The following is an 18,648-nucleotide window of genomic DNA, read 5'->3' on the forward strand; positions in this document are numbered from 1 at the left end:
TCGGCTTATTTTTGTTGTTCTTCAGCCTCTTTTTTAACTTTATCCTCAGCCTCTTCTTGAGCTTTTTTCTCTTGTTGCTCTTGCTTTTTCTTTTCTAATTCGGCTTGTTTTTGTTGTTCTTCAGCCTCTTTTTTAACTTTATCCTCAGCTTCTTCTTGGGCCTTTTTTTCTTTAGCTTCCCTTTGTTTACGCTCATTTTCTTCTTTTTCTTTCTTTTCATTTTCTTGCTGGATTTTTTTCTCTTCAGCTTTTTTCTTTTTTTCTTGTTCTTTAGCTATTTGTTGTTCTTCTCTTTTTTTATCCATAGCTAATTTTTCTTCCGGTGTAATAGATTTAGAAGCGAAATAACTAGCGAATATAAACGAAACAAGAATAGTAGGTACTGTAATTAATAATACCCGTGGGCGAGTACGAGTAGCACCCCAACGGATCACTCTTTCCGGCTTAATAAGACCTACGACTAAAGCTACTATCGCACTAATAGAAAGTAGCAAAAATAAAAACATAAATACAGTTAACAAATAAAAACAACTCCTTAAATATATTCCTATATTCAGTATAATAATTATACTGATATAATTTAAGGGATAATTTGTGGAAAGTAGAAAGAACCTACCAATAAAACGCCTAAACTATCAAATAAAAAGGGGACAAAAAATACTGTAGCGTTAAATAGTATTAAAAGTGTTAAAGCTTTCTTGGACCAGATAAAAACAAAGCCTTCGCGGAAATCGTTCCAAAACCCACTGACTAAAGCATCACTTTATCGTAAAACATAGGCTTGTGAAATGTTTTTAATCCATTTTTATTATTAAGTAACGATTTGGTATTACTTTAGTTTTCGAATATTCCTTGACGGGAATATTCCTATTTGGTTATAATCGATTCAACAGGAAAAAAATATTAGTGATGATATTGATGTGTTATAACCGGAGACCATCACTTAACGAGGTGAGTGATATGTCGGGGAAAATTCCGGGCGTGAATATGACGACGTTGAGCGCTTTATCTGAACCGAATCGTATGAATATCGTTGAACTCTTGCGTGACGGTCCCTTAACCGTTGGGGAAATCGCCGAACATTTGGGATTAAGGCAACCACAAACTTCGAAACACCTAAAAGTGTTAAGCGATACAGGGATTGTGGAAGTGCAGGCTGAAGCTAATCGCCGGATTTACAAACTCCGACCTGAGCCTTTCCAAGCACTTGATTGTTGGGTGCAGTCATTTAAGCGTGTGATGGAAGAGAGATTCGATAATTTAGATGAGTATTTGAAGGAATTGCAAAACAAGGAAAAGTCATAAAATCAGTTCATATTTAAGGAGGAATTAACATGTCAAACAATACAATGGTATCAAGAGTAGAGAACGATCGGGTATTAGTACTGGAGCGCGTTTTCGATGCGCCGCGTGATCTTGTATTCAGTATGTTTAAAGAACCAGAGCATTTGAAACATTGGTGGGGACCAAGAGGTTGGGAAATTCCAGCATGCACTGTCGACTTCCGTCCGGGAGGCGTTTGGCACTACTGTATGAAGTGTATCAATCAGAACTTGGAGCAATTTTTTGGTATGGAATCATGGGGAAAAGCAGTCTATAAAGAGATTATTGAGCCAGAAAAAATCGTCTACACTGATTACTTTTCAGATGCTGAAGGCAATGTAAATGATTCTATGCCGTCAACCGAGATGACATTGGAATTCATCGATTTAGGTGGAAAGACAAAGCTAATAAACCGTGCTGAATATGTTTCCGAAGAAGCCCTTAAGACCGTTATGGACATGGGCATGCTACAAGGTATCACCGAAACTTGGGATCGTTTGAATGAGCGATTGGAGTCGCTGAAATAGATTTTTGCACCGCAACTTTATTTTCGGTGATAATTAGGTATAAGTGTATGGAGTTTAATAAAAATTGTTTATAAAGGAGCGTTAAAATAAATGATTAATAATGTTGGTCAAATCATGTTGTATGTGAATAACCAAGATGAAGTGAAGGAGTTTTGGACAGAGAAAGTAGGGTTTAGTGTCATTTCAGAGGAAGATAACGGTCAAGGAATGCGATGGATTGAAATTGCTCCAACTAAAGAAGCTGAAACAAGTATTATTCTCCATAATAAGGAGCTAATTGCTAAAATGCAGCCGGAGTTAAATCTTGGCACACCTTCTTTAATGTTCTTCTCAAAAGAATTCGATCGTTTATATAGTGATTTAGTAAACAAAAACGTTACAGTCGGAGAAATTGTAAATATGCCTTCAGGTAGAATATTTAATTTTGCAGATAGCGAAAATAATTATTTTGCAGTAATGGAAAAGAAGTAAATTTCAATTCAATTTATGAGTGCGATGCTTGAATAAAAGGCATCGCACTTTTTATTTTAAAGATATATTTTATTCCTTGATATAAAAATAATTTTATGTTCTTATATAACGATATAACGGTGATGGAGTATGATATAGTTACAACAAAGGGGGCTTACAAATGGAAATTATTCACGAAAGAGCAAAGTTACGGTTAATGGATAGCAATGATGTCGAAAAAATGTTTTCAATCGTGGAAGGAAATCGAGATATTTGGGCGTATTTAATCTCTAAAATGGATACTGTTCAAGATATGCAGCAATATGTTCAAAAGGCGATAAAAGCTTATGGGGCGGGGAAGGATTTGCCATTTGTTGTTGTTGATCAAAAGACAAATGAAATAGTAGGGAGTACACGCTTATATAACATTTCAGTTGAAGATAAGACGGTGGAATTAGGGAAAACGTGGTATGACCCAAGTGTGCAACGTACGAGTATGAATACAGAATGTAAGTATATGTTATTACAATATGCTTTTGAAAAGTTGCATATGCGGAGGGTACAAATTAAGACGGATGCACGAAATGAAAAAGCACAAAGAGCAATTGAAAGACTCGGCGCAGTAAAAGAGGGTGTACTTAGAAACGAAAGAAAATTACCGAGTGGGCATGTTAGAGATGCAGTTGTATATAGTGTTATTGCAAATGAATGGCCAGCTGTAAAGGAAAGGTTATTAGAAAAATTAGAGTCATATACAGAAAAACGATAATTCATATTATTAAAGGTGTATTGATCGTCAAGATGAAAAATATACCTTTTTTCTTACAAAACAGTTACTTCTTTTGTTTCATCATTCCATTATGATAAAAAATTCGTTACAATGTAGTTGTATGGTAATAAACTTATAAATTACACAAATGTAATGAAAACCGCAAACGAAAAATGAATTGATAATCCTCAATTTTAAATGAAAACCCTTTAATGCATATATATGATAAGAAAAATTCCTTCTTTTAAACAAATTCAAACAAAATGATTTGATATATACGTTTTTATATAGAAGTATGGATGATGTACGGAGGCAGTTATAAATGAAAGAAAATAAGAAAAGTAAGAAAAGAAAAATCTTGCAAGTATTCTTGCTTATGATTTGTTCTATTATTTTATATGTAAGTTATGCAGCTTACGATATTTGGAGTTATCGCTTTAAAACAGATGATGGTGTGAAGACAGATGCTGGTATCGTGCTGGGAGCAGCTTCATGGAACGGAAAACCATCTCCTGTATTTAAAGAAAGAATTAATCATGCAATTTCCTTATATAAGAACGGTAATATTAAAAAGATTATTTTCACAGGTGGTACAAAGTTTGAGGCAGAGCTTGAGGAAGCGCGTACTGCTAGAGTGTATGCACTGAAACATGGTGTGAAAGAAGAGGATATTCTAATTGAAACAAAATCCCTTTTCACAGAGGACAATTTAAAGAATGCAAAGCAAGTTGGAATAGAGAACGGAATACGCACATATACGATTGTGAGTGATCCACTTCATATGAAACGTGCAATGAAAATTGCAAAACATATTAAAATTGAAGCGTATGCATCACCAACTCCAACGTCAGCGTATAAAACGTTAGATACAGAAATCCCTTTCTTTTTTAAAGAATTATGCTCGTATATTGGATATGTAACCTCTTTGCCATTAAAGGCATTGAAAGGGGATTAATATAAGAAAAGAACCTATCTTTTTTATAGGAACTTTTCTTATTGTTCAAAAGCATTGTATTTTTATCGGAATAGTGAAACAATAGAGAAGTAACTTCATATAATCATAATGACAAAATGAACGGTTTATGAATCGAACATAAAGGAGATTATGTATGGCACTCTCATTTGTTGAAACAGAAGAACAATCTTTAGTTATTGAGAAAATAAATAAATTGATTCCGAAGTTCATGGAAAGGGAGCATCAACTAAGTGAATTAGGATCATTTCCGTATGAAAATATTAATAATTTGAAAGATATCGGATATACGAAATTAACGTTGCCAAAAGAATTGGGAGGCAATGCGATTTCTTTATATGACTTCGTTTTATTTCAAGAGAAAATAGCAGAAGGCTGCGGTGCTACCGCATTATCAATTGGATGGCACCTTGGCATTGTAAAGGAATTAGCTGAAAATCGCTCTTGGAATGAGGAAATGTTCACTTGGTTTTGTGAAGAAGTACGTAATGGTACGCTTTTTAATAGAGCTGCAACAGAGCCGAATACAGGTAGTCCTACGCGCGGCGGGAAACCAGAGACATTAGCTGTAAAAAAAGGTGAGAAGTGGATTATAAATGGAAGAAAAACGTTTACGACAATGGCACCAGTACTTGATTATTTTATCATTTCACCAAGTATTGAAGGCCAGGAAGATATCGGAGAGTTTGTCATTCCAAAGAATACGCAAGGCGTGACAATTGAAGAAACGTGGGATAGCATCGCAATGCGAGGAACTGCGAGCCATGATCTCGTTTTACAAAATGTAGAGATACCAGATCGCTTTTTCACTGATATAAAGGGTTCAAAAGTTAAAGCTAAGGGTATTGGCTGGTTGCTACATATACCAGCATGTTATTTAGGAATTGCACAATCAGCAAGAAATTATGCAGTTCAGTTTGCGGTATCATACAAGCCAAACAGTTTAAATCATTCTATAAGTTTATTACCGAATGTTAGAAGGTTAGTTGGAGAATTAGAACTTGGGCTTATGCAAGCTCGTGTCTTTTTATATCAAATTGCGAAAAAATACGATGAGGCAGAAGATAAATTATCATTGCAAGCCGAACTAGCAGCTGCAAAATATGTTGTAACGAACGCGGCAATATCTATTGTAGATAAAGCAATGCGTATTGTCGGGGCGAAAAGTTTATCAGAAAAAAATCCGCTTCATCGTTATTATTTAAACGTAAGAGCAGGACTACACAATCCGCCGATGGATGATGCAACACTGTCTATGCTGGCGGATGCGGCGTTTCGGTCGTAATGAAGAAATATAAAGTCTGTTCCGTTCAGGAACAGGCTTTTCGTTGTCGGTGAATCGTTGATATAATTCCATGTATTATGTCATTGTTCAAAGAAGAGGGAATTCTCGTTTTACAAATTAAAAAGGCTATCCTTTTGGTAAGAGGATCGCCTTTTTAATTTGTTCTATTGTGGCTGCACTTCAAGATTCATACTACTTTCAGAACCGTCTTGATTATGTGCAAATATCGAATAATCACCTGGTAAAGGGTTAGCGATAAGTGAACGTAAAGTAAAGGATTTACTTTCATTTGGCTGTAACGTGTGTGTTACTAGACGATCTTCTTTGAATTTAATTGAATAAGTGAAACTGTTTGTACCAGTATTTTTAATCGTAATATTTAAGTCACCTTGGCCACTAAAGTCAAATTCAGTACCCATGTCCCCGCGGAATGTATGTGTATTGTTAAATGAAGATGAATGAAAGGTTTGAAATTCTTCTTTATTACCTGATGAAAGGGTAATAGTTTCTTTTTCTATACTTGAAGGTGAGGAAGCTAGTTTTGTATTTGGTTTTGTTAATAAAGTAATCGCGCAAAGTGATGCAATTACAATAAATGAACTAGAGATAACGAACCGTTTTTTTGTAAGAAGCATATATTTCTCTCCTTTTATAAGAATATAAGAATGTATAATTTTAAGAAAAACATAACATATATGATATTTATTATCAATTCAATAAATCTTTCTTTTCATTCTTCTTTTTATAGTTTTATAGTGGAATGCTATGTTTCTTATTTCACCTACTGTATAATAAGAAAAAAGTACGAAAAGAGGTTATCTCATGCTAGAGGTTATTGCAACTTGTTTAGAAGATGTGAAGCGAATTGAAAAGGCTGGTGGAAATCGAATTGAACTCATTTCATCATATACGGAAGGTGGTTTAACACCGAGCTATGCTTTTATAAAAAAAGCAGTAGATGCAGTGCAAATACCAGTTCATGTTATGATTCGTCCGCATGCGAAGTCTTTTACATATACGGAAGAAGAAATTGAAATGATGAAAGAAGATATTGTAGTTGCTCAAAATCTTGGAGCTGCTGGTGTTGTATTAGGTGTGTTAAATGAACAAAATGAAGTTGATGAAGAGAAATTAGTAGATTTATTATCTGTTGTAGATGGAATAAATGTAACGTATCACCGTGCGATAGATGATACAGAAAATCCAGTAGAAGCGATGAAAGTTTTGAAGAAATTCAATAAAGTTACTCACGTTTTAAGTTCAGGCGGACAAGGAAATGTAGTAGATAATATTCCGGTTCTTGCAGCAATGCAAAAGAAAAGTGAAGGGAATATACAGCTTGTTGTCGGAAGCGGAGTAACGAAAAAGAATGTAAAACAATTGCTAGATGAAACTGGAATTTCTCAAGCTCATGTCGGTACAGCGGTAAGAGAAGGGAAATCATGTTTTTCTGAAATTGATCCTAATTTAGTACAAGAATTAGTTCAAATAATAAAATAAACACTTAAGAAAGAGGAGAAACGATGAAGGAAAATACGAAGAAAGAATTATTCTCATGGGCTAAAACGATAGGATTTACCCTTGTATTAATCGCTATTATTCGCGGTGTTTTATTTACACCTTCATTAGTACAAGGGGAATCGATGATGCCCACTTTAGAAAATAACGAACGAGTTCTCGTGAATAAGATTGGTTATAGTATAAGTGGATTAGACCGTTTTGACGTTATCGTCTTCCAAGGAAAAGAAGGGTATGATTTAGTAAAACGAGTAATTGGTTTACCGGGTGATACAGTTGAGTATAAAGATGATGTTTTATATGTAAACGGAAAAGCGATGGAAGAACCGTATTTAAAAGAATTTAAAGAAAAGGCGTCTGGTCGTGTATTAACTCCTGATTTTACGTTAGAACAAATCACAGGGAAAACGAAAGTGCCAGAAGGCCAAGTGTTTGTTTTAGGAGATAATCGTGAAGTATCTAAAGACGGTCGTATGTTTGGATTTATTTCAGAAGATGAAATTGTCGGAAAAGGACAAGCTGTTTTCTGGCCGTTGAAACAAGTGAGAGCGTTATAAAGTAAAGCGAAAGTATGGGAGAAATATTCTTCCATACTTTTTTTGTTTGTAAAAAAAAGATTGATAGAATTGAAAGAATATTTTATAATTTTAAATTATATGTTTGTTTCGAAAAACGGAATTGAAGTTCCGAAATTCGGAACGAGAAGGAGATAGAATGAGTATAAATAAAACGGCAGTTAAGACAATGGATATTTTAGAGTTGTTTTATGAGCATGAGGAGCTAAGTTTGACAGAGATGGTTCAGCTTACGAATATGCCGAAAACATCTGTTTATCGTTTAATTGGCTCGTTAGAAGAAATGGACTTTTTACAAAAAACAGAAAAGGGCAAGTATCGTCTCGGAGTCGTTTTTTTACGATTTGGTCAACTTGTTTCACAAAGGTTATCCGTAAGAAATATTGCGATTCCTTATATGAAAGAGCTTAGAGATAGTTTAGGGCAAGCAGTAAATTTAATTATTCAAGATGGTAATGACGCGATTTATGTTGAGAAGATGGAAGGAGCTCAGCCAGTACGTGTTTATACGGCGGTTGGAAGAAGGGCTCCACTGTATGCGGGTGCATGTCCGAGAATTTTACTATCGTATTTTTCTGAGGAAGAGAAAAGAAAGTACATAGAGGAAACGGATTTAAAGCAGTTTGCAGATGGAACGATTGTGAATAAGGAGCATTTGTTAGAAGTATTACATATGGCAAAACAAGCTGGATATACAATTAGTTATTCTGAATTAGAAAATCATACAGCGGCTATAGCAGCTCCGATTTTTGCGAATGATGGAACGGTTGTAGCAGGTATTAGTATTTCAGGTTTAGCAATTGAGTATAGCGAAAGTAACATTGCGTATTTTACTGCGAAAGTGAAAGAAACAGCGAATCGCATTTCGAAAGAACTCGGCTTTTTGGCATAGAAAGAGGGAGTGGGATGAAATTTTCTGCGTTAGGGGATCAAGCAATTATTGTTACATTTGGTGAAGAAATTGGGATGGATATATACGAAAAAGTGCAACGGTTATTTCAAGCGCTAAGGCGGCATCCATTTGCAGGAATGGTTGAATGCGTTCCGTCGTTTACTTCATTAGCGGTGTACTACAATTTGTACGAAGTATGGATGAAAAATGATAGAAATATAAGACCATATGATTATGTTTGCCAGTATATACGGGAGCTGTGTGATTCATATAAAGAAGAAGTGAACCGAGATGTGAAACATATTTCTATACCAGTGTGTTACGGGGGAGAATATGGACCAGATTTAGAAGAGGTTGCGCATTATCAAGGATTACAAGTAGAGGATGTTATTCGAATACATAGTGAAACAACATATTTCGTGTATATGTTAGGCTTTACGCCTGGCTTCCCTTATTTAGGGGGATTATCAAAAGAACTAGAAACACCTAGAAAAGAAACACCACGGTTACAAATCGCTCCTGGTTCAGTAGGGATTGGCGGAAATCAAACGGGTATTTATCCGCTTGAAACACCAGGAGGCTGGAATATTATCGGCCGAACACCTATTTCTCTGTTTAATCCAAAAGAAGAAACACCAACATATATTCAAAGTGGTATGTATTTACGATTTATACCAATAACAAAGGAAGAGTACGTATCGCTTGAGGGGGCTAAAGAATGGATGTAGAGATTTTGCATGCAGGAATGTTTACAACAGTCCAAGATTTAGGGCGATCTCATTATCAACAATACGGTGTACCTGTTGGCGGGGCTATGGATAAAAATGCACTCAGGATGATTAATATGTTAGTAGGTAATGAGGAGAATGAGGCTGGACTCGAAATTACAATAATGGGACCTAAATTGTTAATAAAGAAAACGACATTGCTCGCGATTGGCGGTGCGGATATGGAACCGTTATTAAATGGAGAACGCATTCCATTATGGCGCCCCATATTAGCTGAAGAAGGAAGCATGCTTTGCCTCGGAAAAGCGAAAAGCGGTTGCAGAGCATATGTGACTTTTGCGGGCGGTATAAATATTAATCGTACGATGGGAAGTAAAAGTACTTACATACGTGCTGCTCTTGGCGGTATTGAAGGGAGAATGCTGAAAAAAGGAGATTATTTTCAAATTGGTACAGGGGCAGAAGTTGCAAGTCGCTTCATTCAAAATTTACAAGAAGAAAAGCGTATAAAAACGAAGTGGGGAATTTGTAACAATGCTTTACCAAAATATAAGAAGCATCCTATTCTTCGCGTTATAACAGACTTTGAATATGATCAATTCACAGAAGAAAGTATAAAGTCGTTTTTTTCGAAAGAGTATAAAGTATCCAATTATGCTGATCGCATGGGATATAGGCTTGATGGAGATGTTTTAAATAGAGTTAAAGAGATAGAAATCTTATCGAGCCCAGTTACATTCGGAACAATTCAAGTACCGAATGGTGGACAGCCTATTATATTAATGGCGGATAGACAAACGACAGGTGGTTATCCGAGAATTGGAAATGTAATTTCAGTAGATTTACCTCTTCTAGCGCAGCTGAAACCAGGAGACTATGTAACTTTTGAAAAAATAACTATGGAAGAAGCTACACAATTATATATAAAGCAGGAAACAAGTATGAGTCTATTAAAGAAATTCATCGCTTTACGAAGCTGAGATTAGGAGGAAAACATCGTGACTACAATCGATTTAAACTGTGATTTAGGAGAAAGTTTTGGAGCTTATAAAATGGGGAATGATGATGAAATTCTTCCGTTCGTTTCCTCTATAAACGTTGCTTGTGGTTTTCATGCTGGTGATCCGGCCATTATGCGGCAAACAGTTGAAAAAGCATTACAACATAATGTAGCAATAGGAGCACACCCTGGATTTCCTGATTTAATTGGATTTGGGAGAAGGAACATGCACGTTTCAGCAAGTGAAGTATACGATTATGTTTTATATCAAATTGGCGCATTAGAAGGATTTGTTAAAGCTGCCGGTGGGAAGATGCAACATGTAAAACCGCACGGTGCCTTATATAATATGGCGGCAATTGATTCGGAAATTGCGGATGCAATCGCAAAGGCAATTTATCATATTAACCCTGGATTATTACTTTACGGATTAGCGAATAGTGAGGCATTTATAAAGGCAACAGAAAAATATAATATAACTCTCGTACAAGAAGCTTTTGCTGATCGTACGTATAAGCAGGATGGAACTTTAACGAGCCGTACAGAAGAAAATGCTCTTATAAAAAATGAAGATGAAGCAATAAAACAAGTACTTCAAATGGTGAAAGAAGGGTATGTAGAATCGGTTAATGGCGGGAAAGTAGCAGTTCAAGCGCAAACGATATGTTTACACGGGGATGGAGAGAAAGCAGTCCAATTTGCGGGAAAAATATACAGAACATTCGAACTTAATGGTATTTCTATATGCGCACCAAATAAAGTGAAACTTTAATTTGCGGGATTAAAAATGAGAGGAAGTGTTAAAATTGGTGAAATTAATTGGGATTTTACTTGTTGCGGTTGGGTTTTTATTTAGGCTAAATACACTGTTAGTAGTTATGGTTGCGGGTATTGTTACTGGTATGGTTTCAGGCTTAAGTTTTTATGATGTGATTAGCATGTTCGGTAAATTTTTCATAGAAAACAGATATATGTCTATGCCAATCATATTAACTTTACCGGTAATCGGAATTTTAGAACGTTATGGTTTAAAAGAAAGAGCAGAAGCACTTATAACGAAATCAAAAGGAGCAACAACTGGAAGAGTATTAATGTCATATTTTACGATAAGAGAATCATCAGCAGCACTTGGACTGAATATTGGTGGGCATGCACAAACGGTAAGACCGCTTGTTGCGCCGATGGCAGAAGGGGCTGCGCAAGGTAAATATGGTAAACTCCCTGAAAAATTGAGAGAAAAAATTAAAGCAAATGCAGCAGCTGCGGAAAACACAGCTTGGTTTTTCGGAGAAGATATTTTTATCGCAACTGGTGCCATTTTATTAATGAAAGGGTTCTTCGATTCAGTAGGTATGCATGTCGGTGTATGGGATATGGCGCTTTGGGGCATTCCAACTGCGATATCTGCCCTTATTGTGAGCTGGATCAGGTTTAGAAGGTTTGATAAGTATATAGAGAAAACAATGAAAGCAGAAGAAAAACAAGAGAAGGAGGCTATATAAGATGAACATCATAACAATGGATACAATTTATTATGTATTAGGTATAATCGTTGCATTTATCGCCGTTCGTATTGCATTTGATCGTGAACATCCAAACCGATTTGGTTCTAGCTTATTTTGGGCATTGTTTGCAGTTACATTTATATTCGGAAATGTAATCCCTTCATTTTACGTTGGTTGTATTGTGCTCGCTATGGTCGTGTTAGCTTCATTGAATAAAGTAACAAAATCCGAGGAGAAAGAAGTACCAGTGCAAGAACGTGTGAAACATGCTGAGAAATTAAAGAATAAAATTTTCATGCCTGCACTATTAATTCCTATTTTTACGATAATCGGTACGTTAACGTTAGGGAAAATCAAATGGGGAAATGTCGCACTTGTTGATCCAGATAAAGTGACATTAGTTGCATTAGCGTTAGGAGCATTACTCGCATTCATTGCGGCGATGCGTATTACGAAATCCAAAATAACAACGCCTGTTCAAGAAGGAAGTAGGTTATTACAAGCTGTTGGTTGGGCAGTTATTTTACCACAAATGTTAGCGGCACTTGGCGGTATTTTCGCGAAGTCTGGCGTTGGACAAGTTGTTTCTGATTTAGTCGGACAAGTGTTACCGACAGAGTATCCATTCGTTGCTGTTATGGCCTATTGTTTAGGAATGATGCTATTTACAGTCGTAATGGGGAATGCATTCGCAGCGTTTGCAGTAATCACTGGTGGAATCGGCTTACCTTTAATTGTGCAAATGCACGGAGGAAACCCAGCAATTATGGCAGCACTAGGTATGTTTGCTGGATATTGCGGAACGCTGCTTACTCCAATGGCAGCAAACTTTAATATCGTACCTGCGATGCTTTTAGAATTGAAAGATAAAAATGCAGTCATTAAAGCACAAGTACCAATTGCTCTTTCCATTTTTATTATAAATATGTTTATTATGTACGGCCTTGTATATCGTTTCTAATTAGGAGAGTGAAACTATGAAAACAGTATTAGTAACAGGATTTGATCCGTTCGGGGGAGAAAGTATCAACCCAGCTTGGGAAGTCGCAAAAAGTTTGCATGAAAAAACAATCGGAGAGTACAAGATTATTAGTAAACAAGTTCCAACCGTATTTCATAAATCAATAAGAGTATTAAAAGAGTATATAGAAGAGTTGTCGCCTGAAATGATTATATGTATTGGACAAGCTGGGGGCAGACCAGATATTACGATAGAGCGTGTAGCAATTAATATTGATGATGCAAGAATTGCTGATAATGAAGGGAACAAGCCGGTGGATATGCCGGTTGTAGAAGAAGGACCTAATGCGTATTGGTCTACACTTCCGATGAAAGCAATCGTGAAAAAACTTCGTGAAGAAGGTATACCATCATCTGTTTCACAAACGGCAGGTACATTCGTTTGTAATCATTTATTCTATGGTCTCATGCACGAACTAGAGAAACATGATAAGAAAATAAAAGGCGGATTTGTTCATATTCCGTTCTTACCAGAACAAGCTACTAACTATCCAGGTCAACCGAGTATGTCACTTTCTACTATTAGTAAAGGGATAGAATTGGCAATTGAGGTAGCGATGGAAGTTGAGGTGGATATTGTAGAAATTGGGGGTACGACACATTAAATAATAGTAGATTAAAGAGGGCTGATGCAGCCCTCTTTGTGTGTTTGTATTTTGTAATTGAAGATGCAGTATAGAATATAAAGGGAAAGGTTGCAATGGGAGTATTCTAACAAATATGGAATTGTTCCAAATAAAAGGGAACTTTTTAAATAGTTTCTTAATGATGTAGAATTTTCGTCTATATGAATGGATAAAAAGTTAAGTTCTGATAAACTCAAAGACATACAAAGTAATGATTTTAAAATGGTGTGATAAAAATATCACACCATTTTTATGTAAAACAAACAGAGTGAATTTTTTCCATTAGTAAAGTATAATTGGGTAAGAGATAATCATCAGAATTGTTAATTGTACTATGATTTTTCAAAACTGATAAATTTAAATATAAGTACGGTAAGAATGCAATATTTATCTAACTTTTACAAAAAAGAGTAACCCGTTTGGCTACTCTTCACATAGAAACTTGTATTTGTTCATTTCAATAAGAGACCGTTATTGAAGTCCCTTCATGAAATTTTGGATTTTTGATGATAATGTAAACAGCAGGATGCTAACTAAAATGGAGATAGCACCAATAATACCAAAGTAAATTGCTTCTGTTGCAGGATTATACAGTTTAACAACTTGGGCATTTATTGCTTGCGCAGACGCAGTTGATAAGAACCATAAGCTCATGGTTTGCGAAGAGAAAGCAGCTGGAGCCAGCTTCGTCGTTATTGATAACCCTGAAGGAGATAAACAAACTTCTCCAATTACAATTAAAAAGAAGCTAAGGACTAACCACATAGGATTCACTAAAGAGTGAGTACCGTTGATTAAAGCCGGAATAATCATAACTAAGAATGATAAACCTGCAAATAGCAATCCAATAGCGAATTTTTTTGCCGTTGAAGGCTGCTTCTTGCCTAACTTTATCCAAACCCATGCAAAAATCGGGGCAAGCGTTACGATAAAGATTGGACTTAATGATTGGAACCAAGCGGAATGCAATGTAATTCCATTGAACTGTAATTGAGTTCGTTGATCCGCGTATGTCGCTAAGATAATAGCACCTTGTTCTTGTATAGACCAAAATATTGTAGCTGCAATAAAGAGTGGTATATACGCAAGAAGACGAGATTGCTCTACTTTTGTTGTTTTAGGACTACGATACATATAAATGAAATAATAGGTTGGAATAACAATCCCTAAGATACTAATCAGGAATGTAAAACGATTTATAGTTAACAACCCAGTTGGAATTGTAACCACACCTAGCAATGTTAATACAACCAGACCAACACTGAAATACTTAATAGTCTTTTTTCTTTCCGAATCTGATAATGGATTAGGTACTTGCGTACCGACTAGACCAAGGTTTTTCTGTTTTGTTCCAACAAATACCCCTAACCCAATTGCCATACCAATTGCCGCAACTCCAAAACCAAGGTGGAAATTATATTGCTGACCTAATGTTCCGACAACTAAAGGTGCAAGTAAGGCACCTAAGTTAATACCCATGTAGAATATACTGAACCCTGAGTCACGACGCGCATCTGTTTCACTGTATAAACTTCCTACGATGTTCGATATGTTAGGCTTTAACAACCCTGTTCCTAGAACTAAGAAGACCATAGAGATAAATAACGCACTTTTACTACCCGGTAAAGCTAAAATAAGATGGCCAATCATAATTAAAACGCCACCAAAGAATACGGTTTTACTTGGACCAAATAAACGATCCGATATCCATCCACCGATAATACTAGACATGAACAGTAAGGAACCGTAAATTGCCATTATCGAGGTTGCGGTAGATTGTTCAATTCCTAATCCACCTTTTGCGACCGAATAGTACATATAATACAGTAAAATAGCTCTCATTCCGTAATGAGAAAACCTTTCCCAAAACTCAGTGAAGAATAAAGAGAATAATCCTTTTGGATGCCCAAAAAATCCTGTTTGAGGAATACTTTGAACAAGTTCGTTTTTTTCTTTCATAATGTTAATATTACCCCTTATTAATTTTTGATATTATACAAGTATAACTTAAGAGGCTCCCAGTAGTCCATAACTATCTAAGCCTACCGATGAAGAAAAGCAGCCTTCTGGCTGCTTTCTAAATGATAACTTTATTTTAATTGAACAGTAGTTATCTTTGAAACTTTAATTACACCCAAAAAAGTTGGGGGTTAATTCATGCAATGAAGTAAGTAAAATGAATTGTACAACAACTATTGTAAACAACTGGTATAATAAGTTTAGGAATATACATAGAGGTGATTTTTGTGCAATTTGAAGAAGTACGTTCAATTTTAGAAAAAGCGAAGAAAATTACAGTGTTAACAGGTGCTGGTGCAAGCACAGAAAGTGGAATCCCTGATTTTCGTTCAGCAAATGGATTATATGCTGATGCGAATGTAGAGATGTATTTGTCGAGAGGCTATTATAATAGAAATCCGAAAGAGTTTTGGAAGCATTATAAAGAAATCTTTCAAATTAATACGTTTCATCAATATAAACCAAATCGAGGGCATCGCTTTTTAGCGGAGTTAGAAGAACAAGGGAAAGACATAACGATTTTAACGCAAAATATTGATGGTTTGCATCAAGTAGGTGGTAGTAAACATGTAATTGATTTACATGGAACACTTCAAACTGCACATTGTCCGAAGTGTAAAACGGGATATGATTTACAATATATGATTGATCATGAAGTACCGCGTTGCGGGAAGTGTAATTTCATTCTAAACCCAGATGTTGTTTTATACGGAGATACGTTACCACAATATCAAAATGCAATAAAACGTTTATATGAAACAGATGTACTTCTCGTAATGGGAACGTCATTAAAAGTGCAACCTGTCGCTTCATTACCAGAAATCGCAAAGAGAGAAGTAGGCGCAACAACAATTTTAGTAAATGAAGAGTTAACAGGGCAAGAATACAATTTTGATTTTGTTTTTCAAAATAAGATTGGTGAATTTGCCAAAGGGTTATCTTCGATTAAATAAGTTTTTGTTTTCGTAAAGAAATTGAGGTGAATGATGTCCACCTCAGTTTTTTTGTATGAATTATATTCATGTTATTGCGTATAAGGGGAATGGTAATAAATAGGATGAGAAAATCAAAAACTGAAAATTAAATCTTTTATTTCTTTTGTAATTAATATAAAATTCTATATATAGCATATAAATAAATTTAATACATAATGGTTCAAGCGTAGAAATGTTAATAGAATGAAGCGAGGGAGCAAAATGAGACAGAAAAAGGAGAAACAGAAACAGTCGAAAAAGAAAAAGACTCATATTCCATTTCGGTTAAATGTACTATTTTTTATCGTTTTTCTTTTATTTTCAGCTATTATTATTCAATTAGGTAAAGTACAAATCATCGACGGAGAAACGTATCGAAATGAAGTGAATAAAAAGGAAGATATAACGGTGAGTACTCCAGTTCCGAGAGGGAAGATGTTTGACCGGGAAGGGAAAGTTATTGTAAATAATAAACCGTTACGAACTGTTACATATACGAAGATGAAAGGAGTGGACTCAAAAGAGGTTTTAATAGTGGCAAGAAATTTAGCAAAGCTAATTGAAATGCCGCAAGAAGATATGGACAAGTTAACAGAGACAGATAAAAAAGATTTTTGGATGCAGTTAAATGAAAAACGTGCAGCAACAAAAGTAACGAAAGAAGATGAGAGTAAATTTAGGAAACAGGAAATAGAAGGGAAAGACTTAGATAAGAAAGTAGAAGAGTTGAGACGAGAAAGAATTACACAAGAAGAATTAAACGAGCTTTCGAAAGAGGATATAGAAGTACTAGCAATTAAAAGCAAAATGAATGCGGGATATAAAATGACGCCACAAATCGTCAAAAAAGATGTAAGTCAAAATGAATATGCAGTAGTGAGTGAAGGATTATCGAGCTTGCCAGGCGTAGATACGACTGTGGATTGGGAGCGCGAATATCCAAATGACAAAATACTACGTTCTGTACTTGGTAGTGTTTCTACTGAGAATGAGGGATTACCAAGGGAGCAATTAGACTATTATTTAGTGCGAGATTATAACCGAAATGATCGTATTGGTAAGAGTTACATCGAAAAACAATACGAAGATGTGTTACATGGAACGAAAGAACAGTCTAAAAATATTACGGATAAAGCTGGAAATATTATTCGGACTGAAAAAGTGACAAAAGGAAAAAGTGGAAATAATTTAATGCTAACAGTTGATATGGATTTGCAGAAAAAAGTGGAGGAAAGTCTTGAAAGGAATTTAAGGGCATTTCATTCTTCTGAACCGATGATGGATCGTGCATTCGTCGTTATGATGAATCCGAAAAATGGTCAAATTCTATCATTAGCAGGAAAGAAAATTGTAAATAAAGATGGCGGGATGCAAATAGAAGACTACGCTTTAGGAACGATGATAAGTTCTTACGAGTTAGGATCAACGGTGAAAGGAGCTACGGTATTAGCGGGATATCAAACAGAAGCTATTAAGCCATATACGCATTTTTTCGATGCACCAATGTTTTTTAAAGGAAGTTCGAAGCCGAAGAAATCGTGGAAAGACTTTGGAGATATTGATGATTTAAGAGCATTGCAAGTTTCATCCAATGTCTACATGTTTAATACGGCGTTAAAGATTGCGGGGATTGATTATGTACCAAACAATCCGTTAGATATTAGGCAAGAAACATTCAATAAAATGCGCTATTACTTTAGACAATTTGGTTTAGGTGTACCAACCGGTATTGACCTTCCAAATGAATCGATTGGTCAAATGGGTAGAACAGATAATATACCTGGTTTTTTACTTGACTATGCCATTGGACAATATGATACATATACGCCGCTTCAGCTTGCGCAATATATGTCAACGATTGCAAATGGTGGTTACCGAATGAAACCACAAATTGTACAAGAAATTAGAGAGCAACCGAATAGACCAGAGGAAGTCGGGAAAGTTATGCAATCGATGGAACCAGTCGTGTTAAATCGAGTGGATATGGATCTTTCATATATAAATCATGTGAAAGAAGGGTTTAGAAGGGTTTTCCAAGAGGTAGATGGGACCGGTGCTGGAACTTTTAAAGGTTTACCGTATAAACCGGCTGGGAAAACAGGAACAGCAGAAACAGTGTACGGTGGAGAAAGTGATATTGGAAGAGATGAAAACAACTATCGAAAAAAATGTTATAATTTAACTCTCGCCGGGTATGCGCCATATGATGCTGATCCGGAAGTTGCTTTTTCTGTTGTTGTGCCATGGGTAAATAATGATAAATCAGGTATTAATTCTGCAATTGGTAAAGAGGTTTTGGATGCATATTTTGATTTAAAAACGCAGAGATCGGGTGTAAGTCCAGTCCCAGTAACACAATAGCCGAGTAAGGCACAGTAAAAAATTCAAATTGTAGTATATCACTGCGCAAATGAACAGGTGCAGTGATATATTTTTGAGTTAAAAAGTGTTTTGATAAGGTGGG

At 35.7% G+C, this 18,648-nt stretch carries 20 protein-coding genes; 17 read left to right on the forward strand and 3 right to left on the reverse strand.

Annotation, left to right across the window (positions count from 1 at the left end; all coding sequences use genetic code 11):
- Nucleotides 1–5: 5 nt before the first annotated feature.
- Entirely contained in the window at nt 6–521 is a 516-nt protein-coding gene (locus tag B5P40_RS22540; RefSeq protein WP_242473724.1) for a hypothetical protein, read from the reverse strand.
- A 439-nt stretch (nt 522–960) separates the two neighbouring features.
- On the opposite strand from B5P40_RS22540, the gene B5P40_RS22550 reads away from it, so the two are divergent.
- From B5P40_RS22550 to B5P40_RS22575, 6 genes are all read left to right on the forward strand, one after another.
- Nucleotides 961–1,305 (forward strand): ArsR/SmtB family transcription factor, encoded by a 345-nt coding sequence (locus tag B5P40_RS22550; protein ID WP_000014568.1) that lies wholly within the window; start codon nt 961–963, stop codon nt 1,303–1,305.
- Nucleotides 1,306–1,334: 29 nt separating this feature from the next.
- A complete protein-coding gene (locus B5P40_RS22555; protein ID WP_113709911.1) occupies nt 1,335–1,850 on the forward strand; it encodes an SRPBCC domain-containing protein in 516 nt (171 codons plus the stop codon).
- 90 nt (nt 1,851–1,940) lie between these two features.
- The gene (locus B5P40_RS22560) at nt 1,941–2,321 is read left to right on the forward strand and encodes a VOC family protein (RefSeq protein WP_002013657.1); all 381 of its coding nucleotides are present in this window, start codon (nt 1,941–1,943) and stop codon (nt 2,319–2,321) included.
- 160 nt (nt 2,322–2,481) lie between these two features.
- Nucleotides 2,482–3,069 carry a GNAT family N-acetyltransferase gene (locus B5P40_RS22565; RefSeq protein WP_078206973.1) on the forward strand — a complete coding sequence of 196 codons (588 nt, stop codon included), beginning with the start codon at nt 2,482–2,484 and terminating at the stop codon, nt 3,067–3,069.
- 322 nt (nt 3,070–3,391) lie between these two features.
- The gene (locus tag B5P40_RS22570) at nt 3,392–4,024 is read left to right on the forward strand and encodes a YdcF family protein (RefSeq protein WP_002128006.1); all 633 of its coding nucleotides are present in this window, start codon (nt 3,392–3,394) and stop codon (nt 4,022–4,024) included.
- 154 nt (nt 4,025–4,178) lie between these two features.
- Nucleotides 4,179–5,327, forward strand: a complete 1,149-nt coding sequence (locus B5P40_RS22575; RefSeq protein WP_113709912.1) for an acyl-CoA dehydrogenase family protein — start codon at nt 4,179–4,181, stop codon at nt 5,325–5,327.
- A gap of 164 nt (nt 5,328–5,491) precedes the next feature.
- Here B5P40_RS22575 and B5P40_RS22580 read toward each other — a convergent pair whose 3' ends face one another.
- Nucleotides 5,492–5,962 carry a hypothetical protein gene (locus B5P40_RS22580; RefSeq protein WP_113709913.1) on the reverse strand — a complete coding sequence of 157 codons (471 nt, stop codon included), beginning with the start codon at nt 5,960–5,962 and terminating at the stop codon, nt 5,492–5,494.
- Nucleotides 5,963–6,149: 187 nt separating this feature from the next.
- On the opposite strand from B5P40_RS22580, the gene B5P40_RS22585 reads away from it, so the two are divergent.
- The 9 genes from B5P40_RS22585 (at nt 6,150) to pcp (ending at nt 13,170) form a co-directional block, all read left to right on the forward strand.
- Nucleotides 6,150–6,827, forward strand: a complete 678-nt coding sequence (locus B5P40_RS22585) for a copper homeostasis protein CutC (RefSeq protein ID WP_113709914.1) — start codon at nt 6,150–6,152, stop codon at nt 6,825–6,827.
- 23 nt (nt 6,828–6,850) lie between these two features.
- A complete protein-coding gene (gene lepB / locus B5P40_RS22590) occupies nt 6,851–7,402 on the forward strand; it encodes a signal peptidase I (protein WP_113709915.1) in 552 nt (183 codons plus the stop codon).
- A 157-nt stretch (nt 7,403–7,559) separates the two neighbouring features.
- Nucleotides 7,560–8,312 (forward strand): IclR family transcriptional regulator, encoded by a 753-nt coding sequence (locus B5P40_RS22595; RefSeq protein WP_113709916.1) that lies wholly within the window; start codon nt 7,560–7,562, stop codon nt 8,310–8,312.
- Between the two features lie 14 nt (nt 8,313–8,326).
- On the forward strand, nt 8,327–9,040 hold the full coding sequence (pxpB, locus tag B5P40_RS22600) for a 5-oxoprolinase subunit PxpB (protein WP_113709917.1): 714 nt from the start codon (nt 8,327–8,329) through the stop codon (nt 9,038–9,040).
- Complete coding sequence (locus tag B5P40_RS22605; protein ID WP_113709918.1) at nt 9,031–10,020, forward strand: 5-oxoprolinase subunit C family protein; 990 nt, start codon at nt 9,031–9,033, stop codon at nt 10,018–10,020. Before pxpB ends, B5P40_RS22605 begins: the two co-directional genes overlap by 10 nt.
- An 18-nt stretch (nt 10,021–10,038) precedes the next feature.
- Entirely contained in the window at nt 10,039–10,812 is a 774-nt protein-coding gene (gene pxpA / locus B5P40_RS22610; RefSeq protein ID WP_113709919.1) for a 5-oxoprolinase subunit PxpA, read from the forward strand.
- 34 nt (nt 10,813–10,846) lie between these two features.
- Nucleotides 10,847–11,542: a DUF969 domain-containing protein gene (locus B5P40_RS22615; RefSeq protein ID WP_002142352.1), complete on the forward strand. Its 696-nt coding sequence runs from the start codon at nt 10,847–10,849 to the stop codon at nt 11,540–11,542.
- Between the two features lies 1 nt (nt 11,543).
- Nucleotides 11,544–12,506, forward strand: coding sequence for a DUF979 domain-containing protein (locus B5P40_RS22620; RefSeq protein WP_078175779.1), 963 nt, complete (start codon nt 11,544–11,546; stop codon nt 12,504–12,506).
- Between the two features lie 16 nt (nt 12,507–12,522).
- Nucleotides 12,523–13,170: a pyroglutamyl-peptidase I gene (pcp, locus tag B5P40_RS22625; RefSeq protein ID WP_113709920.1), complete on the forward strand. Its 648-nt coding sequence runs from the start codon at nt 12,523–12,525 to the stop codon at nt 13,168–13,170.
- 492 nt (nt 13,171–13,662) lie between these two features.
- Here pcp and B5P40_RS22630 read toward each other — a convergent pair whose 3' ends face one another.
- Nucleotides 13,663–15,150 carry a peptide MFS transporter gene (locus tag B5P40_RS22630; protein ID WP_016101120.1) on the reverse strand — a complete coding sequence of 496 codons (1,488 nt, stop codon included), beginning with the start codon at nt 15,148–15,150 and terminating at the stop codon, nt 13,663–13,665.
- Nucleotides 15,151–15,437: 287 nt separating this feature from the next.
- Between B5P40_RS22630 and B5P40_RS22635 the strand changes: the two genes are divergently transcribed.
- Both B5P40_RS22635 and B5P40_RS22640 read left to right on the forward strand, forming a co-directional pair.
- Nucleotides 15,438–16,163: an NAD-dependent protein deacylase gene (locus B5P40_RS22635; protein ID WP_113709921.1), complete on the forward strand. Its 726-nt coding sequence runs from the start codon at nt 15,438–15,440 to the stop codon at nt 16,161–16,163.
- A 225-nt stretch (nt 16,164–16,388) separates the two neighbouring features.
- Nucleotides 16,389–18,545 carry a peptidoglycan D,D-transpeptidase FtsI family protein gene (locus tag B5P40_RS22640; RefSeq protein WP_181462958.1) on the forward strand — a complete coding sequence of 719 codons (2,157 nt, stop codon included), beginning with the start codon at nt 16,389–16,391 and terminating at the stop codon, nt 18,543–18,545.
- Nucleotides 18,546–18,648 lie beyond the last annotated feature (103 nt).

This window comes from Bacillus sp. SRB_8 (genome assembly GCF_003264205.1).
GTDB lineage: Bacteria > Bacillota > Bacilli > Bacillales > Bacillaceae_G > Bacillus_A > Bacillus_A mycoides.